This is a genomic window from Desulfoluna sp. CYM3A (assembly GCF_056829965.1).
This window is the reverse complement of sequence record NZ_CP186556.1, coordinates 4,036,010-4,062,975: the sequence shown is the minus strand read 5'-3', so window position 1 is coordinate 4,062,975 and position 26,966 is coordinate 4,036,010. Positions and strand designations below refer to the sequence as shown.

General features: G+C 57.4%; 31 protein-coding genes, 1 pseudogene and 1 riboswitch. Of the genes and pseudogenes, 21 read left to right on the top strand and 11 right to left on the bottom strand.

Going from position 1 to position 26,966, the window contains the following annotated elements:
• The first annotated feature begins 9 nt into the window (after window positions 1-9).
• From nuoE to ACOYW1_RS20585, 8 genes are all read left to right on the top strand, one after another.
• A complete protein-coding gene (gene nuoE / locus ACOYW1_RS20620) occupies window positions 10-498 on the top strand; it encodes an NADH-quinone oxidoreductase subunit NuoE (protein WP_180140073.1) in 489 nt (162 codons plus the stop codon).
• Between the two features lie 243 nt (window positions 499-741).
• Window positions 742-2,121 (top strand): [Fe-Fe] hydrogenase large subunit C-terminal domain-containing protein, encoded by a 1,380-nt coding sequence (locus ACOYW1_RS20615; RefSeq protein WP_482419536.1) that lies wholly within the window; start codon window positions 742-744, stop codon window positions 2,119-2,121.
• Window positions 2,118-2,471, top strand: a complete 354-nt coding sequence (locus ACOYW1_RS20610) for a hypothetical protein (protein ID WP_482419535.1) — start codon at window positions 2,118-2,120, stop codon at window positions 2,469-2,471. Before ACOYW1_RS20615 ends, ACOYW1_RS20610 begins: the two co-directional genes overlap by 4 nt.
• Window positions 2,452-3,189 (top strand): PHP-associated domain-containing protein, encoded by a 738-nt coding sequence (locus tag ACOYW1_RS20605; protein ID WP_482419534.1) that lies wholly within the window; start codon window positions 2,452-2,454, stop codon window positions 3,187-3,189. The genes ACOYW1_RS20610 and ACOYW1_RS20605 overlap by 20 nt, the downstream gene beginning before the upstream one ends.
• Window positions 3,186-3,767, top strand: coding sequence for an ATP-binding protein (locus ACOYW1_RS20600; RefSeq protein ID WP_482419533.1), 582 nt, complete (start codon window positions 3,186-3,188; stop codon window positions 3,765-3,767). Before ACOYW1_RS20605 ends, ACOYW1_RS20600 begins: the two co-directional genes overlap by 4 nt.
• Window positions 3,768-3,777: 10 nt before the next feature.
• A complete protein-coding gene (locus tag ACOYW1_RS20595; RefSeq protein WP_180140083.1) occupies window positions 3,778-4,122 on the top strand; it encodes a DRTGG domain-containing protein in 345 nt (114 codons plus the stop codon).
• A 28-nt stretch (window positions 4,123-4,150) separates the two neighbouring features.
• On the top strand, window positions 4,151-4,564 hold the full coding sequence (locus tag ACOYW1_RS20590) for an ATP-binding protein (protein WP_180140085.1): 414 nt from the start codon (window positions 4,151-4,153) through the stop codon (window positions 4,562-4,564).
• 403 nt (window positions 4,565-4,967) lie between these two features.
• A complete protein-coding gene (locus ACOYW1_RS20585; protein WP_482419532.1) occupies window positions 4,968-5,618 on the top strand; it encodes a carbonic anhydrase in 651 nt (216 codons plus the stop codon).
• Window positions 5,619-5,851: 233 nt separating this feature from the next.
• Here the strand turns inward: ACOYW1_RS20585 and ACOYW1_RS20580 are convergent, their stop codons facing one another.
• The 3 genes from ACOYW1_RS20580 to ACOYW1_RS20570 form a co-directional block, all read right to left on the bottom strand.
• Window positions 5,852-6,157, bottom strand: a complete 306-nt coding sequence (locus tag ACOYW1_RS20580) for a panthothenate synthetase (RefSeq protein ID WP_180140089.1) — start codon at window positions 6,155-6,157, stop codon at window positions 5,852-5,854.
• Window positions 6,158-6,782: 625 nt separating this feature from the next.
• The gene (hrpB, locus tag ACOYW1_RS20575) at window positions 6,783-9,332 is read right to left on the bottom strand and encodes an ATP-dependent helicase HrpB (protein WP_482419531.1); all 2,550 of its coding nucleotides are present in this window, start codon (window positions 9,330-9,332) and stop codon (window positions 6,783-6,785) included.
• 220 nt (window positions 9,333-9,552) lie between these two features.
• On the bottom strand, window positions 9,553-9,987 hold the full coding sequence (locus ACOYW1_RS20570) for a DUF3332 family protein (RefSeq protein ID WP_482419530.1): 435 nt from the start codon (window positions 9,985-9,987) through the stop codon (window positions 9,553-9,555).
• 503 nt (window positions 9,988-10,490) lie between these two features.
• On the opposite strand from ACOYW1_RS20570, the gene ACOYW1_RS20565 reads away from it, so the two are divergent.
• The 7 genes and pseudogenes from ACOYW1_RS20565 to ACOYW1_RS20535 all read left to right on the top strand — a co-directional run bounded on the left by ACOYW1_RS20565 (window position 10,491) and on the right by ACOYW1_RS20535 (window position 13,367).
• Window positions 10,491-11,063 (top strand): ECF transporter S component, encoded by a 573-nt coding sequence (locus tag ACOYW1_RS20565; RefSeq protein WP_482419529.1) that lies wholly within the window; start codon window positions 10,491-10,493, stop codon window positions 11,061-11,063.
• Between the two features lie 11 nt (window positions 11,064-11,074).
• Complete coding sequence (locus tag ACOYW1_RS20560; RefSeq protein ID WP_482419528.1) at window positions 11,075-11,818, top strand: energy-coupling factor transporter transmembrane component T family protein; 744 nt, start codon at window positions 11,075-11,077, stop codon at window positions 11,816-11,818.
• Window positions 11,743-11,952, top strand: a pseudogene (locus ACOYW1_RS20555) (ATP-binding cassette domain-containing protein); the annotation flags it as partial. The gene ACOYW1_RS20560 and the pseudogene ACOYW1_RS20555, both read left to right, overlap by 76 nt.
• A gap of 178 nt (window positions 11,953-12,130) precedes the next feature.
• Window positions 12,131-12,412, top strand: a complete 282-nt coding sequence (locus tag ACOYW1_RS20550) for an ATP-binding cassette domain-containing protein (RefSeq protein WP_482419527.1) — start codon at window positions 12,131-12,133, stop codon at window positions 12,410-12,412.
• Window positions 12,413-12,443: 31 nt separating this feature from the next.
• Window positions 12,444-12,611, top strand: a complete 168-nt coding sequence (locus ACOYW1_RS20545; RefSeq protein ID WP_482419526.1) for a hypothetical protein — start codon at window positions 12,444-12,446, stop codon at window positions 12,609-12,611.
• A complete protein-coding gene (locus ACOYW1_RS20540) occupies window positions 12,599-13,210 on the top strand; it encodes an energy-coupling factor ABC transporter ATP-binding protein (RefSeq protein ID WP_482419525.1) in 612 nt (203 codons plus the stop codon). The genes ACOYW1_RS20545 and ACOYW1_RS20540 overlap by 13 nt, the downstream gene beginning before the upstream one ends.
• Window positions 13,176-13,367, top strand: coding sequence for a hypothetical protein (locus tag ACOYW1_RS20535; protein ID WP_482419524.1), 192 nt, complete (start codon window positions 13,176-13,178; stop codon window positions 13,365-13,367). Before ACOYW1_RS20540 ends, ACOYW1_RS20535 begins: the two co-directional genes overlap by 35 nt.
• Before the next feature lie 170 nt (window positions 13,368-13,537).
• Here ACOYW1_RS20535 and ACOYW1_RS20530 read toward each other — a convergent pair whose 3' ends face one another.
• Complete coding sequence (locus tag ACOYW1_RS20530) at window positions 13,538-15,211, bottom strand: long-chain-fatty-acid--CoA ligase (protein ID WP_482419523.1); 1,674 nt, start codon at window positions 15,209-15,211, stop codon at window positions 13,538-13,540.
• Window positions 15,212-15,655: 444 nt separating this feature from the next.
• Here ACOYW1_RS20530 and ACOYW1_RS20525 point away from each other — a divergent pair, with 444 nt between their 5' ends.
• Window positions 15,656-16,096: a flavodoxin gene (locus ACOYW1_RS20525; RefSeq protein ID WP_482417595.1), complete on the top strand. Its 441-nt coding sequence runs from the start codon at window positions 15,656-15,658 to the stop codon at window positions 16,094-16,096.
• 79 nt (window positions 16,097-16,175) lie between these two features.
• The gene (locus ACOYW1_RS20520) at window positions 16,176-16,562 is read left to right on the top strand and encodes a hypothetical protein (protein WP_482419522.1); all 387 of its coding nucleotides are present in this window, start codon (window positions 16,176-16,178) and stop codon (window positions 16,560-16,562) included.
• Here ACOYW1_RS20520 and ACOYW1_RS20515 read toward each other — a convergent pair.
• The 3 genes from ACOYW1_RS20515 to ACOYW1_RS20505 all read right to left on the bottom strand — a co-directional run bounded on the left by ACOYW1_RS20515 (window position 16,530) and on the right by ACOYW1_RS20505 (window position 19,522).
• Window positions 16,530-17,429, bottom strand: coding sequence for a caspase family protein (locus ACOYW1_RS20515; RefSeq protein ID WP_482419521.1), 900 nt, complete (start codon window positions 17,427-17,429; stop codon window positions 16,530-16,532). The genes ACOYW1_RS20520 and ACOYW1_RS20515 overlap by 33 nt on opposite strands.
• Before the next feature lie 850 nt (window positions 17,430-18,279).
• On the bottom strand, window positions 18,280-18,633 hold the full coding sequence (locus ACOYW1_RS20510) for an OmpP1/FadL family transporter (RefSeq protein ID WP_482419520.1): 354 nt from the start codon (window positions 18,631-18,633) through the stop codon (window positions 18,280-18,282).
• Window positions 18,596-19,522: an OmpP1/FadL family transporter gene (locus tag ACOYW1_RS20505; protein WP_482419519.1), complete on the bottom strand. Its 927-nt coding sequence runs from the start codon at window positions 19,520-19,522 to the stop codon at window positions 18,596-18,598. Before ACOYW1_RS20505 ends, ACOYW1_RS20510 begins: the two co-directional genes overlap by 38 nt.
• A gap of 864 nt (window positions 19,523-20,386) precedes the next feature.
• Here ACOYW1_RS20505 and ACOYW1_RS20500 point away from each other — a divergent pair.
• The 3 genes from ACOYW1_RS20500 (at window position 20,387) to ACOYW1_RS20490 (ending at window position 22,121) form a co-directional block, all read left to right on the top strand.
• A complete protein-coding gene (locus tag ACOYW1_RS20500) occupies window positions 20,387-20,707 on the top strand; it encodes a hypothetical protein (protein ID WP_482417591.1) in 321 nt (106 codons plus the stop codon).
• Window positions 20,708-21,414: 707 nt separating this feature from the next.
• Window positions 21,415-21,492, top strand: a riboswitch (cyclic di-GMP riboswitch).
• Between the two features lie 27 nt (window positions 21,493-21,519).
• Window positions 21,520-21,906, top strand: coding sequence for a hypothetical protein (locus ACOYW1_RS20495; protein ID WP_482419518.1), 387 nt, complete (start codon window positions 21,520-21,522; stop codon window positions 21,904-21,906).
• Between the two features lie 32 nt (window positions 21,907-21,938).
• Window positions 21,939-22,121, top strand: a complete 183-nt coding sequence (locus tag ACOYW1_RS20490; RefSeq protein WP_482419517.1) for a PEP-CTERM sorting domain-containing protein — start codon at window positions 21,939-21,941, stop codon at window positions 22,119-22,121.
• 293 nt (window positions 22,122-22,414) lie between these two features.
• On the opposite strand, the gene ACOYW1_RS20485 is transcribed toward ACOYW1_RS20490, so the two are convergent.
• Window positions 22,415-23,197, bottom strand: a complete 783-nt coding sequence (locus tag ACOYW1_RS20485) for a hypothetical protein (RefSeq protein WP_482419516.1) — start codon at window positions 23,195-23,197, stop codon at window positions 22,415-22,417.
• Window positions 23,198-23,492: 295 nt separating this feature from the next.
• The gene (locus ACOYW1_RS20480; protein ID WP_482419515.1) at window positions 23,493-23,975 is read right to left on the bottom strand and encodes a pyridoxamine 5'-phosphate oxidase family protein; all 483 of its coding nucleotides are present in this window, start codon (window positions 23,973-23,975) and stop codon (window positions 23,493-23,495) included.
• A 306-nt stretch (window positions 23,976-24,281) separates the two neighbouring features.
• On the opposite strand from ACOYW1_RS20480, the gene ACOYW1_RS20475 reads away from it, so the two are divergent.
• On the top strand, window positions 24,282-24,887 hold the full coding sequence (locus ACOYW1_RS20475) for a peptidylprolyl isomerase (protein WP_482417586.1): 606 nt from the start codon (window positions 24,282-24,284) through the stop codon (window positions 24,885-24,887).
• Between the two features lie 72 nt (window positions 24,888-24,959).
• Here ACOYW1_RS20475 and ACOYW1_RS20470 read toward each other — a convergent pair whose 3' ends face one another.
• Window positions 24,960-25,772 (bottom strand): amino acid ABC transporter permease, encoded by an 813-nt coding sequence (locus ACOYW1_RS20470; protein WP_482419514.1) that lies wholly within the window; start codon window positions 25,770-25,772, stop codon window positions 24,960-24,962.
• Window positions 25,773-25,858: 86 nt separating this feature from the next.
• The gene (locus ACOYW1_RS20465; RefSeq protein ID WP_180140127.1) at window positions 25,859-26,656 is read right to left on the bottom strand and encodes a substrate-binding periplasmic protein; all 798 of its coding nucleotides are present in this window, start codon (window positions 26,654-26,656) and stop codon (window positions 25,859-25,861) included.
• Between the last annotated feature and the right edge of the window lie 310 nt (window positions 26,657-26,966).

Below are 26,966 nucleotides of genomic sequence, written 5' to 3'. Positions count from 1 at the left end.
TGAATCGCCATGACTTTAGTACAAGGCAAGTTGTCCCGCAACGCGGTAAAAGAGATTCAGTCCATCTGTCAAAGCTACGGCAACGACAAGGGCGAACTCATCAATATCCTTCATAAGGCCCAGGACTTCTGCGGCTACCTTCCGCCGGATGTGCAGGAGGTGATCGCCGAAGAACTCGACATTCCGGTCTCCACCGTTTACGGTGTGGTGACCTTCTACTCCCTGTTCGTCATGGAGCCCAGGGGCAAGCATCACATCTCCATCTGTACAGGAACCGCCTGTTTTGTTAAGGGTGCCATGGACGTGATGGATGAATTCAAGCTCCTTCTGGGCATCGACCTGGGGGAGACCACCCCGGACGGGAAGTTCTCCATGGACAGCCTGCGCTGTATCGGCGCCTGCGGCCTGGCCCCTGTGGTCATGGTCGGGGACAAGATCTACGGCAGGGTGACCCCGGATGATGTCATCAACATCCTGGACGACTACAAAGACAAATAAGGGGCGCGGCTAGTCCCACCCCTTGTTCCCCGGTGCCATGGCACGGGCCGCATCGGGGAACGGTTCTCTATAGACCGGCACCGCCGCATCGCGTGATGGGGCGGTGCCGGTCCCTGACAGGTAGGCAGGACGGCGGGTTTGTTTTTAGCGACCCGTTCTGCGTATGCGATGCCGTTGGTTTCGGGTTCCGGGCGATGCCGAACGGCAGGGCATAAAAAAAACTGAAATAGCGTGGAAGATGCCATGAGCAACAATGCCATACATCATGCACTGCGGGTGGATGAGGAGAAGTGCAGGGGGTGCTGCCGATGCATGTCGGTGTGCCCCACCGACGCCATCCGGATCCGCAACGGCAAGCCGCTGATCTTCCAGAACCGGTGCATCGACTGCGGTAAGTGCTACCGGGCCTGCCCGGAGTCTGCCATCCGGGTGGAGCAGGACGACTTTAACGAGATCTACAAGTACACGCGTCGGGTGGCCCTGTTGCCCTCCATCCTCAAGGGGCAGTTTCCCGAGACCATTCCCAAGCAGCGGATCTACGCCGAGCTTCTGGAGATGGGCTTTACCGATGTGTTCGAGGTGGGGATGATGTGGCGGGTGTTCCACCTGGCCACGGCCCGGTACATCAAGAACAACCAGGTCAAAAAACCCTTTATCTCCTCCTTCTGCCCGGCGGTCCTGCGCCTGATCCAGACGCGTTTTCCCTCCCTTCTCGACCACGTGATCCCCATGAAGGCCCCCGTGGACATTGCTGCCCTGTTCTACAGACGCCAGCTCCTGGCCCAGGGCGTGCCCGACGACGAAATCGGCACCTTTTACGTGACCCCGTGCGCCGCCAAGATCTCGGCGGTGAAGACCCCCAACCCCCATGAACGCAAGATTTTAAACGGGGTAATCAACATGGACTACATCTACAACCGGGTGTGGAAACGCATTCGGGGCGAAGAGAAGTCCATGCCGCCGGAGCCCCTGGCCGAGACCCTGTGCGAGAAGGGGGTGCTCTGGTTCCTTACGGCAGGGGAGTCCGAATACGCCCGAGGGCGAAGCCTGGCCATCGACGGCATCGCCAATGTCTTCGAGTTCCTGGAGAACATGGAAAACGAGGAGATCTCGGATATCGATTTTCTGGAGCTCCGGTCCTGCGACCAGAGCTGTGCCGGGGGCGTGCTCACCAGCTGCAACCGGTTTCTCACCGTGGAGCGTTTACGGAACCGGGCGGAGCGATCGAGAAAGGCCGCTCCCTTGAAGGACCCGGATCGGTGGGACGACATCGATGACGACACGGAGTACCTGGTGGACCACATCATGCTGGGCAAGATCAACCCCAGGCCGGCCATGAAACTCGACGAGGACATGGGCCGGGCCATGGTGAAGATGGAGAGGCTCCGCAAGATTCTTGCGTTTTTGCCCGGTGTGGATTGCGGGCTCTGCGGGTCTCCAAACTGCCAGGCCCTGGCCGAAGATGTGGTTAACGGAGACGCGGTGTTAAGGCAGTGTGTGTTCCTGCAGAAAAAGCAGGTGGAGAGGGGACAGATGACCCTCACCGACGCCGGGAATATCCTGGCCGATGTGTGGGGTGACAATAGACTCGACGGCGCGTCCGTCGATCTGGAGGAAGAATGAAGGTTAAAGAGCTTGTTGAAAAAATGAACCTCACCGTGTTCGGCGGGGAAGCTGGCCTGGATCGCGAGATTCGCGGGGGCTATGTGTCCGATCTCCTTTCGGACGTCATGGGGTGTTCCGACGAGGGAGACCTCTGGGTGACCCTTCAGTCCCACCGCAACGTGGTGGGCATCGCCGCCCTCAAGGACCTGGCTGGCGTCATCGTGGTCAAGGGGTTCACCCCGGATGCCGACACCATCGAGGACAGCAATCGCGAGGGCATGCCCCTTCTGGGGGCCACGGACGAGACCTTTGAGGTGGCGGGACGCCTCCACCGAATGCTGGCGGGCGATGCAGACCTTCCGGGCTGATCTTCACCTTCACACCGTGCTCTCGCCGTGCGGAGACGTCTCCATGAGCCCTGCGGGCATTGTCTCTTCCTGCGCGGCCCAGGGGATTACCCTTCTGGGGATCACGGACCACAACTCCACCCGGCAGTGCCGCATCGTTACGGAGCTGGCCGACGAACAGGGGCTTTTTGTCCTCCCCGGCGTGGAGCTTACCACCCGGGAAGAGGTGCACCTTCTGGCCTACTTCGGAAGCCTGGACGAGGCCGAGGTGTTCCAGGGGTGGATTGACGACCACCTGACGGTGATCCGAAACCGGCCGGAGCTCTTTGGCTACCAGGTGGTGGTGGACCGTGACGAACAGGTGGTCTACCAGGAGGAGCGTCTTCTTATCGCGTCTCTCACCACCGATATCCACGAGACCGCCGAGGCCGTGAGGGCGGGGGGAGGCCTGCTGGTCTGCGCCCACGTGGCCAAGGGAAAGAACAGCCTCTTCAGCCAGCTGGGCATTATGCCCAAAGGCTTTTGCCCGGACGCCCTGGAGGTGGCCCGAAGGGACCACAGGGCACAGGTGTGCAGCCGGTTCCCCGAGGTGTCTGATCTTCCCTTTGTGTGCGGGTCCGACGCCCATTACGCCGAAGACATCGGGAAGGTGACCACGGAATTTACATTGGAAACACCCGGTTTGAGTGAGATCCGCCTGGCCTTTTCAGGGTGCGGGGGGCGGAAGGTGATGGTGTGAACGAGATTTCTCATTATGTGCTTGATATTTTAGGTAACTCGGTGCGGGCGGGTGCCCGCGTGGTGAGGCTGACCATCACCGAGAGTCCCAGGGAAAATATCTACAGGATGGTGTTTGAAGACGACGGCAAAGGGATGAGCCCGGAGCTTTTGGAAGAGGTCTTCAGCCCCTGGATGACCACCCGCAAGGAGCGCCGTATCGGCATGGGCCTGCCCCTTTTGAAGCAGGGCGCCCAGCAGTGCGGCGGGGACCTTGTGGTGGATTCCACCCCCGGCGTGGGCACCACGGTGACCGTGGCGTTCGAGTATGCCCACCTGGACCGGCCTGTGGCCGGGGATATTGCGGGAAGCGTCGTCATGACGGCGGCTTCGGTCCCTGATATTGTCTTTTTGTACACCCACACCACGGACAAGGGAACCTACCGGTTCAGCACGGTGGAGGTGGAAGAGGCCCTGGACGGGGTGTCCTTGACCAATCCATCCATCATGCGGGCCGTTCAGGAAATGATTCGGGAAAATCTGGATGAGATCGGCGCCGGGCTGGATGAGCGCACCGTGCTCCATAATGACATGATATAAAATGAAACCAATGAAAATAACCAATATTGCGACCCTTTTGGGGGGGAACATTGTCACCGGCAAGGAGAGGGTTGAGACCCGCGTCTCCTATGGGTTTGCCGCCGACCTTTTGAGCGACGTCCTGACCCTGGAGGTGGAGGGCGTTCTCCTCATCACCGGGCTGTGTACGCTCCAGACCATCCGCACCGCGGAGATGGCCGAGATCGAGTGTGTGGTTATCGCCCGGGGCAAGAAGGTGAGCCCGGCCATGAAGGACCTGGCAGAACGCACCGGCCTGATCCTCATCGAGGTGGAATGCTCGGTGTTCAGGGCAAGCGCAATGCTGTTTGATGCCGGTCTCGAACCCGTTTTTTAACCAGGGCCTCCCAACATGAAGGGGTGTTATGAAGTTTGAATTTGAGATTGAAGACGGGGATTTTGCAAAGGCGGGAACCGCCTCCAGCCAGGTGAAGCACATCCTCAAGCAGCTCAACGTGGACACCAAGATTATCAAGAAGACCACCGTGGCCATCTATGAAGCCGAGGTCAATGTGGTGGCCCACGCCGTGGGGGGCGGTACCCTTACAGCCGACATCAATCTGGAGAGGATCGTGGTGGAGGTGGTTGACCAGGGCCCCGGCATCGCGGACATCCCCCAGGCCATGACCGAGGGGTTTTCCACGGCATCGCCCGAGGTGATCTCCATGGGTTTTGGTGCGGGCATGGGCCTTCCGAACATGCGGAAAAACGCCGACAAGCTGGAGATCACCAGCGGGGTGGGCGAGGGGACCCGTGTGGTTATCACCAACTACATCTAATCCGGTAGAGCTGGTGTGTTGGCCCAATTATGGGTAATCACTAACCCGGATATTTCACGAGTCGGGTGCGCTCATGTGCAAGGCATCAGAGCTGCAGATGTAGTTTTTTACCTCAAGGCTCTGATAACGCAGCAGATGAGTGCACCCGGCTCGCCCGAAGGGTGAGAAAATCAAACAGCAAATGCTGATTTACATTTTGCATTTTCAGAAGCTGAATATTTGCTGAGCGACCAATTATGCCATTTCCATTTTTGAAGTGGTTGTTTTTTCATGAAATATCCGGGTTAATAGAGTGAATCGGGCCCTCGGGCCTCTTCCGAAACGCGCGAACGTGGGGAAACGTTCGGGAAGCGGTCCGTGCAGGCTGAAACGTTACGTATAGATCAGGATCAGGGACGACGTTATGGGAGAGTTGAAAAAGCTGTTTCAAAACAACAGACAGTGGTCTGCTCAGGTGACTTGCGAGCAGCCCGATTTCTTTAAAAAACTTGCCGACCAGCAGAGGATTGGCTGTTCGGACAGCCGGGTGCCCGCCAACGAACTGGTGGGCCTCATGCCCGGCGAGGTCTTTGTGCACCGCAACGTGGCCAACATGGTCATCCACACCGATTTCAACGGCCTGTCCGTGATCCAGTACGCCGTGGAGGTCCTCAACATCAAGGACATCATTGTGTGCGGTCACTACGACTGCGGCGGGGTCAAAGAGGCCCTTGCAAACTCCTCCAGCGGCCTGGTCAACAACTGGCTCCGTCATCTCCGGGACATCCAGTTCACCCACGGTGACTTTCTGGACGCCATCACCGACCCCAAAGAGCGTAGCGATCGTCTCTGTGAGCTGAACATCATCGAGCAGGTGAGGAACGTCTGCCGCACCACCACCGCCGAGCAGGCCTGGCAGGAGGGCAAACCCCTCACCGTTCACGGCTGGATCTACATCGGCAACGGGCTTCTCCAGGACCTGGATGTGTCGGTGAGCAGTGCCGATAGCATTCGGCCAGTTACCGAGGCGGCCCTGAAGAAGGTGTATGGGCGCACTGAGAGGATCAGGGCGTAAAAGGGGCTAAAGATTAAAGGCCAAAGGCTAAGGGCTTAAAGGCGAAAGGCTAAAGGCCAAGGGCTAAAGGCTAAAGGTTCAAGGCTAAGGGCTCAAAGGCAAAAGCTAAGGCTAAAGGCCAAGGGCTAAGCGTGATGGACGTTCGGCGATCTGGTGTCATGACGTCGGCGTTCATCCCCTCTTCTCTTCCGCACGATTTTTTTCTTCCTCTTTTTTATCCGCCGATTCCGGCATCAGCTCCATTTTTTTCCCAACTCTTCCAAGCCTGCATTGGCCAAGTCCTCAGGGGACATGACAATGCGGAAATGGACATCTGCGTCAAAGTTCAGGTGAAAGGGCTCCGAGTAAAAAGGCAGGCCCGAGGCGTTGGTGGCGTTGATGATCAACACGGCGGCCCGCATGCCGTTCTCCTCGGTGAACCAGACGGAAAACGGTTTTATCTCTTCAAGGATCTCATCCAGCAGGATGACGGCGGTCCCTTTTTTCACCAGGGTGTTAAACGGCTCGTGGGGAAACGTGACATGCATGAGCATCTTCATGATGGCCCTCCTTGGGTTGACGGGTGGGTGGTGCGTGTCGGCAGCCGTGCGGCGACGGATCAATGGCCCGGGGTCGAAAGAAAGGCGCTGAGGCGAGGGGTGGGCGACGGCACAAGGAGGGGCGGCTGCGGTGGTATGGACTTGTATTAAAATACAGGGGTTTCGGGTTTGTTTCAAGGGGGAAGGGGGGGGCGGGGAAAGGTGATGGGGGGAGGTCATGGGTGCAGGTCATCGTGAGTTGGGCGGGGGGGATGGTGGATGACTGGAATCATGAAATGAGGGAGAGAAGGTTGATAGGAAGGAAAGGGAGTGGGTGGAAGGTGATTGCCGTAGGGTGCATTTTATGCACCAGGGTTCGTTTCTTCGCTCCCAGGCTCTGCCTGGGAGTGAGGGGTGCAAGGCTCCGCCTTGCCAGGTAGCACTCCATGGTGGTGGGAATAATGGCATGGCTGCGGGGTAGCAGCCGTGGAGGCAGAGTCTCCGGTCAGCATTCCCAGGCGGAGCCTGGGAACGAATGGTACGTTTCGGCCGTTGACCACGGGCGAAGCCCGTCAGCGAATGTGACAACCCGAGGCATCCGCCTACGCCCTTGTCTGTGTACCACCACGTGCACCATGTCGTTGGGCTACGGCGCGACAAGCGAGGGTTGGAGCATCGCGAACCAGGGGTGCAGCCCTTTGGGCTTGGCCCGGTTGGTGGCCACGGCGGTGAGGGGATCGTCGGGCCAGGGGTGTTTGGGGTAGCGGGCTTTGAGTTCTTTTTTCACCTCGGGGTAGGTGTTGGCCCAGAAGCTGGAAAGGTCCCGGGTCACCTGCATGGGACGTGAGGCAGGAGAGAGGAGGTGACAGGTCACGGGAACCCTGCCGTCTGCCACCTTTGGCGTCTCGGTGAGGCCGAAGAGTTGCTGGATGCGGGCGGCAAGGACCGGGGGCTCACCGGTGCCGTAGTCCAGGGGGATGCGGGTGCCGCTGGGGATGGCCATGTGGGTGGGGGCGAGGCGATCGATTTTCCGGTGCCAGGCAAAGGGGATGAGGGCGGTGAGGGCACCGGCCAGGTCCATTTTGCTTAAGGCCCCCATGCTGGTGATGCCAATGAGAAAGGGTTCCAGCCACGTTTGGGCAGAGGTTTCCAGGGCGGCGTCCGAGAGATCGGGCAGCTCATCAAACCCTGCATGATTACGAAGAAAAAGAACCCGGGCCTGGAGGCTTCGGGTTGTTTTGTTCCAGGGGAGAACCGACAGGCCCCGGGACTGGATACCCTGGATGAGCGCGTCGGTGACAGCAGCCGCGTCGGGTTTTTTCAGCGGTTTTTCTGAGAGGACTACGGCGCCCAGGCTGCGTCGCGTCACCGCCTCCACCCTCCCTTTTTTTTCGTTCCAGAATACCTTTTCTTCGCCTGCAATGCGATGGCCGTGATCTGCCTCGAGGGCTTCCATGGCAAGGGGTGCGGCCAGGTAAACGCGGGCGTTCCGACGGTTGCCGTCCAGATCTGCCACGGCCACGAAGGGTTCAAAGGCCAGGGGGTCAGACTCATGGATGACAGCGCCGCCCCCTGAGGCCATCTGGAAGTGACCGGGCCGCCCCGACCGTGCCATGGCGATGCGGTCTGGAAAAGCAAGGGAAACAAGGCGCCCGGCAAGGACGGGATCCTTTGGAGCCCCTTTGACGCCCAGGCGCGCGCCGAGCTGGCGGGCCGTTTCCCGGATGCGGGCAGCAGCCCCGGGGTTGAGCGTTTGAGCCCGAGACCCTTTTTGCATCATGGCTTCCATGCGCAGGCGGATGTCTGTTTCGTTTCGGCCCCCGGTGAGGGGATCCCGTTCCGTGAGCAGGGCGGCCAGGAGGCAAGCCTCGGGGCCCGCGTTTTTCTCCTTTGCCATAAGGATCATGTGGGCCAGCCTGGGGTGGACGCCGAGGCGCGTCATGGCCTTGCCGTGGGCCGTGATGCGGCCGTCCTCATCAAGGGCGCCCAGTTTTTGGAGCACGTCCCGGGCCTGGGCGCAGGACCCTTGGGGGGGCACGTCGAGCCAGGTGAGTTCTGCAGGGTCGGTGACTCCCCAGAGGGCCAGCTCCAGTACCAGGGGGGCCAGGTCAGCGCTAAGGATTTCCGGCGCGGTAAAGGGCGTGAGGGTGGTTGTGCGGGCCTCGCTCCAGAGGCGGTAGCAGGTGCCCGGGGCGGTTCGCCCGGCACGTCCCCGCCGCTGGTCTGCCGAGGCCTTGGAGACGGGCAGGGTCACCAGGCGGCCCATGCCCGATCCCGGTGAAAACCGGGAGACCCGCATGAGCCCGGCATCCACCACCAGGGTCACCCCGTCGATGGTGAGGGAGGTCTCGGCAATGGCCGTTGCAAGCACCACCTTGCGGCGTCCGGCGGGGGACGGCTTGATGGCTTTGTCCTGGTCGGCCTTGGTGAGGGCCCCGAACAGGGGATAGAGGTCCGTATGGGGCGGAAGGCCCATTTTTCGAAGCCGCTCTTCCACCCGTCGGATCTCCCCTGCCCCGGGCAGGAAGACGAGCATGTCGCCCTCTTCTTCGGCAAGGCCCCTGGCCACGGCTCGGGCGCAGGCGGCCTCGATGTCCCGGCGTGTGGGGGTGGGCTCTTTTAAGGGCAGGTGACAGGTGGTAACGGGAAAGGCCCGACCTTCGGAGGTGATGACGGGGGCGTCTCCAAGAAGCGCGGCCGCAGGAGCGATGTCCAGGGTGGCGCTCATGATGAGGATGCGCAGGTCTTCCCGCAGGACCCCCTGGCACTCCAGGGTGAGTGCCAGACCCAGGTCGCTGTTCAGGTTCCGCTCATGGAATTCGTCGAAGATCACCAGGCCGATGCCCGAGAGCTCCGGGTCGGACTGGATCATCCGCGTGAGGATCCCTTCGGTGACCACCTCGATGCGTGTGGCCTCCGAGGTTTTTATCTCCATGCGGATGCGATAGCCCACGGTCTTTCCGACTTGTTCGCCGAGCATCTCTGCCATGCGTGTTGCTGAGGCTCGGGCCGCAAGGCGCCTGGGCTCCAGCATTACGATTTTTTGTCCGGCCAGGAACGGAGCCTCCAACAGGGCCAGGGGGACCCCGGTGGTCTTTCCCGCGCCGGGCGGGGCTTGTATTACGGCCGAAGGCCCTGCTTCAAGGGCATCGCGAATGTCGTCCAGAACATCATGTATGGGTAGTGTCGGGCTCATGGGTGGGTTGTATACTACGAGCCCCGGTAAATGCAAAACGTATCTGCCGGTCTATGCTCCGGCGGGTCGCTTTTCAAAAACCATCCCAGTGGCTCCGAGGCTCCATCGGCCACCATCATCCTCACTCCACGCTGCCACACCCAGCCACCCATTCCCATGCCTCCAGCGCCGCCTGTCCCATCAACATCCAGGGTTCCATTCACCAGCGCCCAGGAGTCCTTCAGAGGCCGAAGATCCAGAGCGATGACCAGGCGCTGGGAATGCAGTTCGCCGCCACCAGCGCCAAGCACGCCCGGTGAATTTTTTCCACCGGCATCCCCAGAAAGGAGAGGGGGGCTTCCGTTGCCGCAGGATCCAGATTATCGTCGACCTTCATCCAGGCATCCACGGGGGTATCGACAATGGCCGGCTTTTTTTTGGTGATGGGGTTTGTGCCTGTCCAGAACTCGATACTGTTGATGATGAAGAGGTCGATGACGGAGGTGACCGCATAGACGGGTGTCCCGAGGATGTAGATACCGGCTCGTCCGTATCGGTTGTCAACGAGTTTGAGGTTGACGCCAATGGCTTTCTGGGTCAGGCCCATCTGTCCCATGCAGCCCATGCCGTACATGGTGATCAGAAAACCAATCAGAAGTCCTGTTGCCTTTTTCATGTGATCTCTCCCTGGTTGATGGTGGGTGTATGCACCCCCATTCCCGACGGGGCGCATCATGCGGGGTGTGGCCTTGTGACCGGGTTTTAGCGGGTGATGCGAAATAACGGAAAATACGAGTGTCGGTTCCTCAGGCTTTTGCAGGCTTTCTCTGCCGATGTGACCGCATTGAGGTGTGTGTCGTTCGGGATGGGTAATTTTCAGATGTTGTGGATTGGGATTCGGTGGCGAGATGCCTGGAATAGTTAATGAAATATATCACTATTGTAAGTGCTTTTTCAATAGGGGCCCTTGGCAGTCTGGGGCCCGGGGGCGAAGATAAAATGCTCTGGCCGTGGAGGCGTCTGGATCCGGTATGGGATATTTGGGTGATCAATGATCTTTGAGGAGAATATTGAAATTATCGTTTTGACCCCCTGTGATTCCGGGTGGTACGAATCGCGGAGCCTGAGGCGGGGCCCGTTGGGCCGCATGGATGATGCGTTGCATATGAAGGGGGAACAATGAAGATCCAAGACGAATTCACGACCTTTACGGTGGCCCTGATTCCCGTGGCCATGGCTGTCAATATCGCGGTGGGCCAGCTCGTGGCCCTGCTGAAACTTCCGGTCTACCTGGACTGCATCGGCACCCTCCTGGTGGGGTTTGCCTGCGGACCCTTTGCCGGGGCGCTGACTGGGGGGCTTTCCAATCTGGCCTGGGGCCTTTTCTCTCCGTCGGCGCTGCCCTTTTTCCCCGTGGCGGCCTGGATCGGTTTTGCCGCCGGTTTTTGCGCCCGGTGGGGCCTGGCCGATACCTGGTGGAAAGCTGCCCTGTCCGGCGTGGTGGTTGCCGTGACAACCCCCTTTGTGGCAACGCCCATTGTGGTCTTTGTCTACGGCGGGGTGGAGGGCAGCGGCGCGTCCCTTATTACCGCTGTGCTGGTGAAATCCGGCATCAAGGTGACCTCGGCCGCGTTTTACAAGAACCTGATGGTGGAGCCCCTGGACAAGGTTCCCACGGCCCTGGTGGCCTTTGCCCTGATTCGGTCCCTGCCGGATCGGATGCTGGCCCGTTTGCCCCGGTTTTCAGCGTAGCTTTGTTGCCTATGCCGTCTCTTCTTCTCTCATGGTCTCCCTGGACCCGCCTTTGCCTGCTGGCGGGCATGGTGCCGGTGACCTTTCTGCTTTTTGAGCCGCCCTTGAGCCTGTTGCCCCTGGCCGTGGTACTGCCCCTGGGGGCCACAAGCGGTGTCGCGGCAAAATGGGCGGTTCGGACCCTGGCCCTTTTGGTGCCTTTTGCCGTGCTCCTTGCCCTGACGTACCTTGTGGCCATGCCCTGCTCCGGGGATGTTCTCTGGGCCTGCGGCCCCTTTGAGGTGGGCCGGGAAAATGTTTTTCTGGCTTTATCCGTTTTTTCCCGGGTGGGGGTGATGCTCTCCTCTTTGTGCCTTTTTTCGGTCTCCACCACAGGGGCTGAGCTCCTGACCGACCTGCGCGGACGCGGCGCCTCCCCGTTTCTTGTGTATGTGCTTGCTACCACCTTGAACCTGGTGCCCCTGCTCAGGCATCGCGCGTCCTGTGTGTTGGATGCCCAGAGGGCCCGGGGCCTTGATGTTGATGGACACGTTCTGGTCCGGGCACGGCGGCTGGTGCCCCTGGTGGGACCGCTGATTCTGGGGGCCCTTGCCGATGTGGAGAAGCGGGCCATGGCCCTGGAGCTTCGTGGCGGGCTGAGGCGGTATCCGGTGGAGGATGTTCGTGAACAGTCGGGGGAATGGGGCCTTCGACTGGGTTCAATCGCCATGGTGGGTGGTGCGATGGGGTATCGGGTATGGATGTTGTTCGGTTAAAATCGTGTTCCTTTACATATGCGGGGGCCTCGATCCCCAGCCTGGGGGACGTGAGTTTTTCCCTGAAAGAAGGGGAGTGCCTTGCGGTGCTGGGGGCTGACGGATCGGGGCGCACGACCCTGTTGTCCCTTCTTGCAGGGCTCATGGTCCGGTTCTATCCCGGGCGCCTTACCGGAGAGTGCCTCGTGCATGGGGGCTGCTGTGTGGGTCGGCGTCCCAAAAGCACGGGGCTCTCTCTGGAAGACCCCAACGCCCAGTTCTCGGGGGTGGCCTTCACCGTGTTTGAGGAGGTGGCCATGGCCTTTGGGAACGGTGGCATGGGAAGGCGCGGGGAAGCTGTCCACCGGCTTCATGAGGGCAGCCCACCTTGCGGATCGCAACCCCTTTACCCTCTCTGGCGGGGAAGCCAGGCGCGTGGCCCTTGCCGTGCTTCTGGCCGGTGCTCCCGACCTCCTGTTGCTTGACGAGCCCTTAGGCCAGCTGGATCCCGCGTCCCGTGATGAGGTGAAAAAGCTGCTTCGTGACCTTAAGGCCCAAGGGGCAACCCTGGTGGTTTCGGGCAGCGATCTGGAGACGTGGCTCGCCCTCACCTGACCGGGCCCTGGTATTTGAGGCGGGAGGGCTGGTGTATGACGGGCCTCTGGCGGCGTTGCCCGAGGACGGAGACCCCGAAGGGTGGGGGCTGATCCTGCCCCTTGTGACCCGTGTTGCCCGGGTTGCACGGACGCGTGGGCTCTTCGCTGGCCCCTTGCCCCTGGACATTGATGCCGCAGAAGGGGGATGGCGACTGTGATCCGTTCTGAGAACCTTACCTATGGATACGGTGACGGACCTTCGGTGGTGGACGGGGTCTCCTTTGACCTGGCGGCCGGGGCGTCCCTTGCGGTGGTGGGACCCAACGGATCGGGCAAGAGCACCCTGCTGCGCCTTATTGCGGGCTTGCTCTCTCCCCGCCGGGGGGGCGTTTCCATTGGAGGCTCTGCCATCGATACCCTGCGTCCTTCCCGTCGGGCGCGCCATGTGGCCATTCTGTTCCAGAATCCGGATGATCAGATATTTTCGACCTGTGTGCGAGATGAGCTGCGGTTTGCACCGTTGCAGGCGGGCGTGCCGTCCCATGTTATCGATGAACGCATGGACCGTGCGGCTGAGCTGTGCGGCATCCGGGAAGACCTTGATCGAAACCCCCATGATCTTTCCCGGGCCCGTCGCAAGAGGATTTGCCTGGCGTCGGTTTGGACTACGACAGTTCCTGGTGCTTTTGGACGAGCCCCTTTCCGGCCAGGATGCGGCAGGGCGGCGGGTGATGATGCAGGTGACGGATGCCTTAAGGGCCCGGGGCAGCTCGGTGGTGGCCGTGACCCACGACATGAACCTTGCCGCGTCCTTTGATTCCATGCTGTTCCTCGGGCCAGGCGGCGGTTGTGCCGTGGGAGACCCCCGCACTCTTTTTACCGACCCTTCCCTTGATCTTCCCCTCCCCGATGCCCTGACCCTGGGCGCAAGCTCGGCTTTCAAGATCGGGCGACTTGAGGGGAAAGCTTTTTAGGCCCTTAGCCGGTTCAGCGAATACGCTCAAAGCATGTTGCCCTTCGTCCACTCGGGACAAGCCGTGTCCGTTAAAATTGCACTCATTCAAACCGTTTTTGTTAAACCTGTTTGTTAAACTTTTTAAAAATTTAGCCCCCGGCAGGGCCGGCGGAGGCTTTTATTGCCGGTTCAGGCCGACATGCGCTTCAGGTCGGTTTTGAGGACCTTGCCCACGGAGGTTTCGGGCATGGCGTCGATGATGTGGATTTCATCGGGCCATTTGTACTTGGCCAGCTCGTTGCGGCAGTGGGCCATGAGGGACTCCACAGACGGGGTCCTGCCCGGCTTTGGGGTGACAAAGGCCTTGACGTTTTCTCCGCGCCGGGTGTCGGCAACACCGATGACGGCGGCCTTGAGGACGTCTCCATGGGCCTGGAGCACCTCCTCCACCTCTCGCGGGTAGATGCTGTAGCCGCTTGAGATAATCACGTCATTTTTACGGTCTACGATGTAAAAATACCCGTCTTCATCCATCCAGGCGATATCCCCGGACATGAGCCATCCGTTTTGGAATGCCGTTTCGTTTTCCCCGTACTGGCCCAGGTAGCCACAGGTGACCTGGGGGCCCTTGAACCACATTTCTCCTGCCTCGCCGATTGCGAGTTCCCGGGTACCGGTCTCCAGATCCATGATGCGCACCTCGGTTCCGGGGAAAGGGATGCCGATGCTTCCGGGTTTGTTTTTGCCTTTCAGGGGGTTGAGGTGGGTCTGGGGGGAGGTTTCGGTCATGCCGTAGCCTTCATTGATGGTGATGCCGGTGCGCTCCTTGAATCGGTGGAAAATCTCTTCGGAAAGGGAGGATGCGCCGGAGGTGATGAGCTTGAAGGAGGTCATGTCCGTTCCGGCAAGGGCCTTTTCTTCCAGGAGGCCTGAGAGCATGGTGGGAACCATGGGGGCCAGGGTGGGCTTGAATTTGCGGATGGCATCAAGGAGTTTGCCCGGTTTGGGCCTGGGTTCCAGCACCACGGACCACCCCATGTGGACGGGGAGGTTCATGGCCGTGGACATGCCCAGCACATGGAAGAAGGGGGGCGCGGCCAACACCCGTTCATCAGCCTTGTCAAGCTGAAACCACGCCTCATACATCTGGGTCATGCAGGTGAGGTTGGTGTGGGTCAGCATGGCCGCCTTGGGGCGTCCGGTGGTGCCCCCGGTGTATTGGTAGACCGCCACCTCGTCGGGGTGGATGGCTGGCTCCGGGATGGGGGTTCCCCGCAAGGCCATGGCCTCTTTCCAGCTGTAGACGCGTTCTGTTGAGGGCACTTTAGCGGAAAGCCCCTGTTTTCCGGACTTGAAAGAAAACACCCATTTGAGGTGTGTGGGAAGAAAGTCGCCCAGGGATGCGTAAATTACGACGTCGACCTGGGTCTTGTCGCGAAGGGCAATGGCTCGTTGGGCAAGAACGTCCAGGGTGATGAGAAGCTTGGCTGCTGCATCATTCATCTGGTGGGTGAGCTCCCGGTCGCTGGCCAGGGGGTTGACCATCACCACGATGGCACCGATGGTAAGGGCCGCATAGTAGGAGACCACCGTGGCCACGGTGTTGGGAAGCCAGATCCCCACCACGTCGCCTTTGCGGATGCCCAGGGTGGTGAGGGTGATGGAGAAGGTCCGTACCAGGACCTGGAGTTCGGCGTAGGAGATATGGTGTCCCTGATAGATGAGGGCCGTGTGCTGGGGGTATCGTCCCACCGTGGTCTGGAACATCTGAGGCAGTGTGAGGCGGCGATAATCGATGACGGGGGGGACGCCTTTGTCATAGTGAGCCAGCCAGGGCTTGTCTGAGCAGGTGAGGGTGATCATGTCTTTCTCCGCAGGAGATAAAAGGTTTAACCACTGTTCATCCCGATGACGACGGTTTTAAGATACGGATAGTTGATCTTGAGAAATCTGTCAATAACACCTCGAAATAAATGAAGTATTATGGATGGTTGTTCCCGCAATGGGTGCGGGGGCCGTGTGGTCAGAAAGGGCTCATCGCTACCGTATGCTTGATCCCGGGGCGCGGTACACAAGGGGGAAAGGGGAGGGCAGGGGGGCGGTGGAAAGAGGGCCCGGTAAGGTCCGGTGGGGATTGAGGTGTGTTTCGGAACGATAAAAAAATTAGGCGCGCCTAAAATTTTAGTTGACCCAAAAAATATTTGGGATTATGTATAGCCCAGGTTCGAGAGTGATGTTCTCGCCCCACGGGGGGAAAGGACATGCCCTGTATCGATGACAGCTATTAAACAACCATGCGGAGGGCATATGGCACGCGCACTGATTATTTTTGGGTCCACCACAGGAAACACGGAAAACACGGCAGAACGCATCGGCGGAATCCTCAGCGCCAAAGGGCTTGAGGTAACCGTTGAAAATGTGAGCGACGTCACCTTGGGCAACGAGGCCGACTATGATCTGGTCCTCTACGGATGTTCCACCTGGGGCGAGGATGAGATTGAGCTTCAGGACGACTTCATCGATTATTACGAAGCCATGGACAAGGCGGCCTTGAGCGGCAAGAAGGTGGGGGTCTTCGGTTGTGGAGACAGCGCCTACACCTATTTTTGCGGTGCGGTGGACGCCATTGAAGAGAAAGTCCGGCAGATCGGTGGAAAGCTGGTTGCCGAGGGCCTCAAAATCGACGGGGAGCCCGACGATTACGAGGCAGAAATCGACGCCTGGGCCGAGCAGGTGGCCGCAGCATAACGTTCACGGCCCGGGGCCTTGGGGCCCCGGGTGATTTTTACCACTTATGGATAAGGCGATATGCCGGAGGAGCTGTACGATGACGAAGAGAGAATCCAAGGTCATGCGTTCGTTTCAGATTAAGATGATGACAAGATTGGCCCAGGGAAAATTCGACTCCGTGGATTTGAAAAACGACCTCTTCGTCAAGTGGCTGGTGGGCTTCCTTGCCGAATCCCGGGTTCCCTTTAAGCTGGTGCCCCTGGGCGGCGGCGTAACCCGTATCCTTCACTCCGGAGGTCTGTGCCCTCTGTGCAGCGGCACCGGTATCATTCATGCCGAGGAGCCGGTCCTTTCGGAATCCCCCGATCCCAGCTCAATCATTCCGGAAGAGGAGTCTCACTCCTGTTGCGGCGATGGCTCCTGCGGCGGAGGCAGCTCATGTTGTGGCGGCTCATGCTGTAAAGAGAAGCGCAACGCAGCGTAGCCTTATTCTGTACCCTTCCCTTACCTCCTTCCTTCCCGATTGTTCCCCGACAGTGACGATGCTGTCCCCTGACACTGGCAGCCCCGCAAGGGGCTGCTTCTTCCTTTTGGCCGGATTCGACTTGTGAAATATACGGGCTATTTCTGTGATACAAGGGAAATCACCGCCGTCGTGGCCTGCCTTTCGGATGTCACCGTATTCCGGGGTTTGGTCCGCGTTTAGAATCACCGTCCGTCTGAGTTGAGAGAATACTTCCGTGCCTTCGATGACGGTGTTGTTGGCCTTCAACGCGTTGATGAAGGCAGCCGCAAAGACAGAGTGGCCGTTGCTGCCGTTGTCTTCTACGGGCTCAAGGCCTCCCGATGCCATGGCAATACGGGCTTTCTGTTTGCACAGCCGGTTTAGATAGTCCGGTATTTTGCGGTTGATATGGATTGCGCGGGTAAGTTTTCCCGAGTAACAGCTGTCGGCGACGACAAGCACATGCTTCGCTTCATTGGCACGTATGGAGGCGGTGATGGTTGAGTTTGAGATCCAGTTGGACTCGTCGTTAAGGGTTGCGTCCGCGGGGAGCCAGTACCCCTCGTCTGCTTTGTTGTCCAGCCAGCCGTGTCCGGCATAATAAATGAGGAGGTTGTCCTGCCTGGTGAGTTTATTTCTCAGGTTCCCGAGGGCGGTGATAATGTCGGACCGACCCGGATTTTTAAGGAATGTGACATCAAACCCATATTTTTGACGGAGAATGTCGGAGACAACCCGGGCGTCATTGATTGCGGTTTTCAGATGGGTGAGGTTCGGGTAGTTGTCGATGCCAATGACAAGTGCGGTAGGTCCCGAAGTTGATGGCCGGGACGACGGTCGGTTCATTGTCCTCAGGCTTAAGGGGGGCAAGGGACTGTTGGGGGAGCTTGGGTCAAGGCAATGATCCGCTTGTCCGTTGTGAGCTGGTTCGTGATCTTTTCGAAGGCGGATTTATAGCAACTCCTCAGAGCTGAAACGGCCTTTCCGTTGCGGAAAAAGCCATAAAAAGTAACTGAAAACGGTTGACTGTCATCTGCGTCAAACTGAGCTACGTGTTTACCTGTGTGATCATACACATGGCTGGATATGGAGACATAGGCCTCCCCCTTTTTCGGTTGAAAGGGCCAGTATAATGGCATCGGGTAGATTGCGGGCCAGGATAACCACCAGTTGAAGTGGTGGGACTCTTTGGGGGTGATGACCGTCCTGATGATGAGTGACTTTTCCCCACGGGATGGGTCCACCTCAGTGTAGTCAAGGACATCAAAAATAGCGGGCTTGGTTCAGGTAGTGTTTAAAATTGGTCTCGATTTTGTCCTGGTCTACAGGATCGGCACTGTTGACTTTAACAGAATCAACGTAAAGGGAAAAATCACTCCTTGTGGGCAGGCTGGACTCGGGCGGAATGGGGGAAGGGATGCAAGGTTTACTTTCATGCAGCCCGATAATAGGAATATTATTGAAATGAATAATAAACAGCTGACTGATTTTGTCTTGGTCATTGATATGTCCTTGAACCCGGTATTTTGATAAAAATGTATGTATAACATGGCCATTCGGATGAGTCAAAACGAGGGGGCGGGCAAGGTTTTGGAAGGGAAAAGAAGTAGAAGAACTGCTTTTTTATGTACTCGATGGAGAACAACAAAACGGCTCAAGGATACCTTGAGCCGTTTTATTGTCTTATTGCGTTATATTAAAATTTATACCCCAAGGTGACGGCACCCAGGTGGGTCACCCCGTTTTTGGAGGAGCCGTCAAGGATGCCGTCGACGTTGTTTGCTTTCTTGTAGGTTACCTTTTCCGCCTTGATGTAGGTATAGGCCAGGTCCAGGGTCCAGTTGCCGAAGGTGCAGCCCGTGCCCACCCCGATGAGGTGGCGGTCATCGGCAGGGATCATGTAATCAACGTACTGGGCGTCTTCAGGGGCTTCATCAAAGCAGTAGCTGGCCCGAAGGTCCCAGTTGTCGGTGATGCCGTACTCCACGCCGATATTGTAGCGCCAGACGTCGTCATAGTTTTTGGGCTGCGGGGACGTGACCCAGAGCATCGATGTCCAGGTCCAGGTCGGTGTAGGTGGACCAGCGGGTTTGAATGGCGCCCACCTCCACGCTCAGGTTTTTGGCGGGGTACCAGGCGATGCCGAAGTTGAGCATGTCAGGCAGCGTCACGGAACCGGTTGTGTTATGCGCACCGTTTCGTGCGGCCGCAAGGCCAGTCATGCCGGAAATGGTTGTATCCCCGCTGGCATCGATCTTGGCCTGGCTGTGGTAGCCGAACCCGAATCGCCAGTTGTCCAGTTTGTAGTGGATACCGGCGGTGAGGGCGGTGCCGTCGCCGTCGGCGGTGAGGGCAGAGATGGGTGCGTCTGCAGGGCTATTACCATCGCGCATATCGACCCCTTTTTTGATATCCAGGTCCACGTAGACATACTCCACACCCACGGCCACGGAGAGTCGGTCCGTCACTTTGTATGCGATGTTCGGGTTCAGGGAGGCGCTCTTGATGGTGGCCTCAAAGACGTTGAAGGCTCCGGGCCAGTCGTTGTGATATTCGAAACCCAGGCCGAACCGGGAGAATTCACCGATGCCTGCGGCCCATCTGTCGTTGATGCGGTGGGTCAGGTAAAAATGGGGGATGACGAAGACGCTGTTGTCACTTTTGGAGGTGGTGACGACACCCGAATCTTCTGTTTCCACCTCGCAGATGGGGTGGGCGAAGGTGGCTCCCATGGAGACCTGGGTGCCCTCAAGCTGGGTCAGGCCCGCAGGGTTGAAGGCCACCGCAGACGGATCGTCGGCACGTCCAACCAGGGTACCGCCCAGGGCGTTGCCCCGTGCGCTCCATTCATACAGTGCAAAACCGGCGGCGGATGCGGAGTCCGCAGCCGCCATGACCAAAAGACACGACACAAAAAAACTCAGGAACTGACGCTTCACTTTTTCCCCTTCTGACAGTCAAAGAAAGGCCCGGGGTACAGACCACTCGTCTGCGAACCCGGCTACCCGTTCTGTGGTGATGTTGAGAGCTATGATCAGTGTTTTTCTATGGGATCTCAAAACACCAATTGAGTTATTTCTTAAGAAATACTCATACATAAATCTCTTAAAATTAAAATGCGAAATCAGCGGTGGCTGGTGCTTTCCGCTTTTATTCTCTTGATATGCCCACGCGATAAAATCAGTTATCAATGCCTGTAGGAATGGAGAACTCTCTATGCAGGGCGAATAGTTCATATCTTGCCTGCTTGCCGGAAGCAATGAATTTTCAACTGTTCCCGGGCAAGGACGAATCCTGTTGCGCAAGGCAGGCGAAAGGAGGGCCGAAAATGCGGTGGGTTAGGGTGTGCTTTCGGAAAAACGGTAACGGGAAAGCAGTTGTTGCAGATGCCTGGGGCTCTTCGGTTTCAAGGCAAGGGGACGGCAGGGAGAGGCCCTTGAAAGCAGGTGTGAGAAACGTCCGGGGTCATCCCCGGTCCTGCACCTGCTCTTCAATCGTGGGGATGACTTGTGTGTTGCTGGTCAGTAAATATTGCTATTTCTTCCTTGATCATCGGGTGGTATCTCTCGTATAGCTGACACATCCGTTTGAACTGGATATTTCGGGAAAAAACGACCGGGACAAATCAATAAGACCTTTGTTATATCAGATTACTGATGAAAATCAGGCAGTTCAAAAGCGTAAATTGTAATCGACGGCTTTCGAGTCGATTTTTCGATGTTGCATTTGATCGTTCGAGAAAAGGTGGTGCCGCCTTTTGCATTCACAGGTCGCGGGGTCTATGTGAAATCCATGGAGCAGGTATGAGCTCAAATTCACTTATTATTCTTTCTGTTACTCTCTACAAACTGGCTTCTCTCTCGGTGGGAAGCCTCTTCGCCCTTCTGGGGTTTCGCCTGTTTATGGCCAATATTTGGGGAAACGCGGGCGAGCTTGAAACGGAATTTGGGGATACCAAACTGGTTGTAAAGAAAGCAGCCCCAGGGACTTTCTTTGCCCTGTTCGGTGCCGCCATCATTGCCTTGACCCTGTATAAGGGCATGGAATTGAAGAGCCACACAAGCGATCTGGTTAACGGAACGTATATCCAGACCACGGAGGAGGACGCAGGGGACACGACCTGACCCTCGACGAACCAGGATTTCAAAAAATCCGACGCACGTCTCAACGGCGTGTTCCCCTTAGTCATTGATATTTGATGCTGTCGTTATTATCTGACAATTTGGACTGTGAGGAGAGTACCTTGAAACTTGCATTGCGATGTTTTGTTGTGGTGGGCCTTATGGGGTTTGTGTGTGCCTGTGCGACAAGCGAGAATACTGGTGACAATGTGATGCGCGGTATGTACGAAAGCTCCAGGCAAATACAGGAAACAGATCGATGTCATGCCCCTTCGCCCGGGCAGGATATCCCCACCTATGATCAGTACAACCGGGACAGGCACGATTCGCAGGGGGCAACCTCAACCCACTGATAAGGCACTCTGCATATTGCTTGATTTCTCGTCGGCCATATACACGGGGTAAAGGCGTCATTGTCGCATAAGTAGTCTTTTTACCGAGTCTCCGTATGAAAAGGTTCTGCGCTGATATGGGACGGTACTCACGACCTCCGCCTTTTTAACCTTCCAAAAACGACCGATCGTGATCGTCACATGTCTATTGGGTGGTCACAGAAACCTCATACATGGTGTAATTCATTACATGGTTTTTGCCATGCTGTAACCTGAATTCCATGAGAATTTGCCCATGGTACCCCATATGTAGCGTAAGCGTTTCGTCTATCTAACTACATGTTGGTGGTATGTTTTTTGCTGATTTTGGCGGTCAACACAAGAAAAAGCCAAACCCGATGTGAGTCGGGGACGGAAAGCCCACGGGTCTCATGGGGAGATGGCCGGGTTGCTCTTGAGAGTAAAGCAAAGGATAGCAGAATAATGAAAAAGATTACGTGTATGTTATGCTTTTTAGTGTTGGCTGCGGCCGTTCCTTCGGGAGCCACAACTATTGACCCCACAGAAGGGTGGTCCGGGAATTTTTCATGGTATGACGGTTTGGGCCAAATCGACGCCATTGGAGGTGATTCAACACAGAATGAGTGGGAGATCACGGTACTAGAAGACTCCAACATGGAATTGGCTACGGCCTGGGATGCGTTTGTACCCGGCGATGAGTTTGCTTTTTACGTGGACGGTGCGGAAGTGGCCTGGGACGAGACCTATGTGGACGGAAGCGGTTATTTTCATGGCGTGTACAACGACCTGTTTCTTTCCGCTGGTACCCACACTTTCACCTTCTTCGTCACCGCTTTGGCTTCCAGTTAGCAGATGGCGGCGCCTATGCGGAATTCTCTCCTGTGGATGCTGCAGCGCCCGTTCCCGAGCCCGCAACGTTTTTTCTGCTTGGGGCAGGGTTGCTTGGGTTTGCAGGCTTAAGGAGCAAGAAAGGTGGTCAACGTTCTAATTCCCATGAGTACGAAGGGCAGGCAGCACGATCTCTGCCTGTCTGGTTTTCAGCAGAGTGCAAAAAAGGGCGTTGACGCAGTATCGTGCGTCAACGCCTTTTTGACCCGGATATTTAGCGCGTCGAGTGCGCCCATATTCTATACATCAGAGCTGCAGATGCCGTGGTTTTATAAAGGCTCTGATAACGCAGAAGACGGGGGCACTCGGCTCGCCCGAAGGGTGAGAAAACCGTGAATCACATTTTGTACTTTTGAAATGTCTAATTTCTTCATAATAACCCACCGGCAATAATTTTCTATTATTGCCGGTGGGTCGTTTTCTCATGACATATCCGGGTTAGGTCATGGTTTTCGGGGCCTGGTCAGCCTCATCGAGATGACGGGCGTGTCAGCAGGATCATGTGCAGGAGTTTTCTTTTCTGGGGCGTGGTGAGGACATCCTTGGATTTGAGCTTGTATTTTACCTTGTTGTCGATGAGCTTGGTTCCCAGGTCGGTGATGGCCAGGAGGAGCTTGTCCACCTTGTCGCTGTTGACCTCTTCACTGATCAGCTCGTTTTCAAGGTCGATGACCTTGAACTTGATATCTCGCTTGATTTTCAGCTCATTGATCATCATCTGGGTTCTGTTGCTGATGATCTCTTTAACCTGTTTGTCGCTGAGCCCCAAGAGGTCGATGAGGTCGTCTAAGTGAACATAGGTTGGAAGGGCCCTGTCCGCATATTCATCCTCGAATTCCAGGCTGTGGACGAGGCGGAAGCGCTGTTCCTGGGTCAGGACGTTTTTGATTTTGAGGATGTACTCCACCTTGGTCCGGATCATTTTTCCGTAGAGTTTGCTGATGTCCGTGACCAGCCGGTTGACATTCCTGGCTGTTTTTCTCTCCTCACGGCTCGTTGTGACCTGATCCTCCTGACGAAGTATGGTGGTGAGCTCGGAGAATTTGGACTCGATTTCCGTCATGATCTCGTTTTCTTTGCCAATGTACTCTTCAATGGTATCCCCTATGAGATCCATCTGCTCGGCGGTGAGGTCGAAGGTTTCCAGGGGAAGCAGCTTGCTTTCGGCTGCGAGGGCCGAGCAGGTGCTTGACAGCAGAAAACCAACCAGGACCAGGAGGGCCCATACACAACGTTTTTTGAGTGACATCATGGCGCTTTCCTTTGTTGAAGGTTAGGGAATCCGCAACAATAACTTGGGGAACAACAGAACCTGTGCATGCCTGGGGCAGGCTGACATGGCATGGAAGAGGCTGGGCAGGGCGATTCCTGCCGGGATATCTGCCCTGCTTGGATGCGTCTCAGGATGGGATGGGCGGAAAAGGTGGGGGGCGCCGCCCTTCTCCCGTGCGGCAGAAGGGTGGGAACAGGCGGCGGCTGTGAATGTAATCGACTCAAAGTATACGGAATTTGCACGCGCTTAGCAACTGTGCAGCGCCAAGGCCTGCTTATTCCCGACCACCGGGGGCCGGGGCGGCTTTGCCGGTGAGATGGGCGATGTCCACGGCCACCACCGTTGTTTTATCCCAGGCGTTGCTGATGTAGGTCTCTCCGGCGGGGATATGGTCGGGGCAGAGCCTGCGGACAAGGGCCAGGAGTCCCCTTTTTTTTTCGTCGCCCTCAAGGATGCGGGCTGTGCCGAAGGCCACGACGCTCTGGAACCGGGTGGTAAATTTTTCCGGCACGACCTCGGCCTGTGTCACCACGCAGAAGGAGACCTGTGGACAGTGGGCGATGTTGTCCAGTTTGTGCCCTGACGGGGCGCAATGAAAAATGATCCGGCCGTCGTGGAGCACATAGTTGAGGGGAACTCCGTAGGGGGTACCGTCCTCGCTTACCGTGGAGAGGACGCCGTGTTCCCCGGCCCTGAGGATTTCAAGGGAGTCTTCATGACTGAGGCCTTTTTTTGCGCGTTTTAACTCTCTGAACATCTCTATTGTCCTTCGTTTTTGTAGTTCTTGGGTTGAACGGCTGTCTGTCGTTGCTGTTTTAGTCGTGCCATGGACAGCATACACCGGCTTTTGCCCTGCCAAAAGAGGGGGGATGAAAAAAGACCTGGAAACAGGGGGCGGGCAATGAAAACAAAAAGGTTTGATAAACAGGCCTTAAGAAAATATGGTTAGCCCGGATAGTTCATCCATACCCAAGGCATCAGAGCTGCCGATGTAGTGGTTTACCTCAATGCTCTGATAACGCAGCAGAAGACCGATTCATTCTTTTTAAATCCAGGAGATCCCATGAAAACCACGACATCCCTTTTGCTCAGTCTGATTGTTCTTTTTGCTTCAAGCTCACTGGTCTTTGGTGCTGAAACAGCAACGGGAACCAACCCGACCGGCGAAATCAGGGCCGCCATGGAGACCAGCAAGGGCGTGATCAACCTGACCCTTTACGCAGACAAAGCCCCCGTCACCGTGGCCAACTTCGTGAACCTTGCCAACCGCGGCTTCTACGACGGCCTGATCTTCCATCGCGTCATCGACAACTTCATGATCCAGGGTGGATGCCCCCAGGGCACGGGTCGCGGTAACCCCGGCTACCGGTTCCAGGACGAATTCCATCCCGATCTCCGCCACAGCGGCCCCGGCACCCTCTCCATGGCAAATGCGGGCCCCAACACCAACGGCAGCCAGTTTTTCATCACCCACGTGGCAACCCCCTGGCTGGACAAAAGGCATTCCGTGTTCGGCCATGTGGTGAGCGATAAAGACCAGGAGGTGGTGAACAAAATCAAGCGCGGGGATCGCATCATCAAGGTCTCCATTTCAGGCGACACACGCGCCCTTCTTGAGCAGCAAAAAGAGCACATTGCCGCGTGGAATAAAATCCTCGATTCAAAATAATCCCCGGTGGGGGGCCGTGCATGAACGAACAAGGGTTGTGCCGTTTTTTTAAATGGCGCAACCCTTTTTTTGTTACCGTGAGGCGTCGAGCCTTTTTTCAAGGACGCGGACGCCCAAGGTCAGCGAGAGGGTGAGGGCGAGGTAGAGGAGGGCCACCACGTTGTAGGTTTCGAAGAATTGAAACGTGGAGGCGGAGTAGACCTTCCCCAGCTGGGTGATGTCCTGGACCCCTAAGGCGGAGACAAGGGCGGAGTCCTTGATCATGGCCACAAAGTCGTTGGCCAGGGGAGGGAGCACCGTTCGGATGGCCTGGGGGAGGATGACGTGCTGCATGGCCTGGCGGCGGCTCATGCCCGAGGCAATGGCCGCTTCCATCTGACCGGAGGGGATGGCCTCGATGCCCGCCCGGAAGATTTCCGCGATAAAGGCGCTGTAGCCCAGGGTGAGGGCGAGGATGGCTCGCACAACAAAGCTGATGTCCCGGACGCTGATCTTATCAAAGAGGCCCGCCTCAATAAGGGGCGAGGCGATCCAGTTGAGGCCTTTGACCAGGGACGGGGCCCCCACAAAGGCGATGTAGTAGAGAATGATCAGCATGGGGATGCCGCGGACGATCTCTATGTAAAAGGTTGCCACTTCACGGATTACCCGGTTGGAGGAGATGCGCATGAGCCCGAAGAGGAGGCCCAGGGCGGTGGCTGCCGCATAGGCAATAAGGGAGACATAGAGGGTGGTGTAAAGGCCCCGGGTGAGGGCGGAGAAGATGACGCCGTAGGATTCGCTCCGCACCATGTGCCAGGTGGCGATGCAGCCGAAAAACAGGGCGGCAAGCAGCCACGAGGGGATGGACGAGAACAGGGGGAAACGCCGATGTGCAGCTTTCATGGGGGCTCCGAAAAACAGGGAAGAGTGGTCTATACGCCAGACGGCCCTTCATCCCACGGGGTGAAGGGCCGCTGCATCAAGGCGAGCTACTTGTTGTACTCGTAGAACCACTTGGTGTTGAGCTTGTCCAGGAAGCCGTCTTTTTTCATGGACTCAATGGCCTGGTTGAAGGGCTCCACAAGATCGGAGCCCGGGGTGAAGATGAACCCGAACTCTTCTGTGCCCAGGGGGCCGCCCACGATCTTCAGCTTGCCGGGCATGGCGCCCATGTAGCCTCGGCTGGAGGCCGCATCCATGAGGACCATGTCCACGTCTCCGGCCACCATGGCCTGAACCGCGGCGCCGAAGTTTTCAAACAGCTTGATGCGGGGGTTGGCCTCGTTGCCGTCCAGAACGCTGTAAACACCCACGTAGAAGTTGGTTGTCCCGGCCTGGGAGCCGATGAGGAGTTTCTTGTCTGCGGCAAACGCCTTCTCGTCTGCAAAGCGGTCTTCATCGGCGCGCACCAGCATGAACTGCTGAGTGACCATGTAAGGCACGGAGAAGTCCACCTGTTTTTTGCGCTTTTCGTTGATGGTGATGCCGTCCATGCCCACATCGAACTGGCCCTCGCGGATGGCGGAGATCATGGTGTCCCAGGTGCAGACATCCCACTGGATCTCGCAGTTGAGGCGGCGCCCAATCTCATTGACCGCATCGTATTCCCATCCCACGGCTTTGCCGGTTGCCGGGTCCACAAAGTTCAGGGGCGTGTAGTCGTTGCCGGTGACGGCTGCGACCTTTCTGCCTTTGAGGTCGGGGAGGGCATCGCTGGCCGCGGCAGCCGTCGCAACGGTCAACAGGGTTGCCAGGACGGCGATACAGGCTTTTCCAGTCCACTTCATCTTGTCTCTCCTTCTTTCCGGGTGCAACGCGAGGTTCCCTCGCATGGGTCAGGCATCTTTTTTCATAACAAAAAAAGAAAAATCGGAACCATTCATATAACCTGGCCGGTACGCAAGTCAACCATTGCCTCCGGCAGGTGGCTTTTTGAAAAATGCGCCCCAAAAACGTTTCGGTTGCATGGCCGTTGGAAGCCTGAAGACGTCGGCTCGTTGAATGCTCTTGTGAAGGTTTACATTATTTATAAAACACGTTTGATAAGTTTTTCAGGCGTTTGGCGCCCTGGTAAAGCCGCCGGAGTGCCCCATTGCA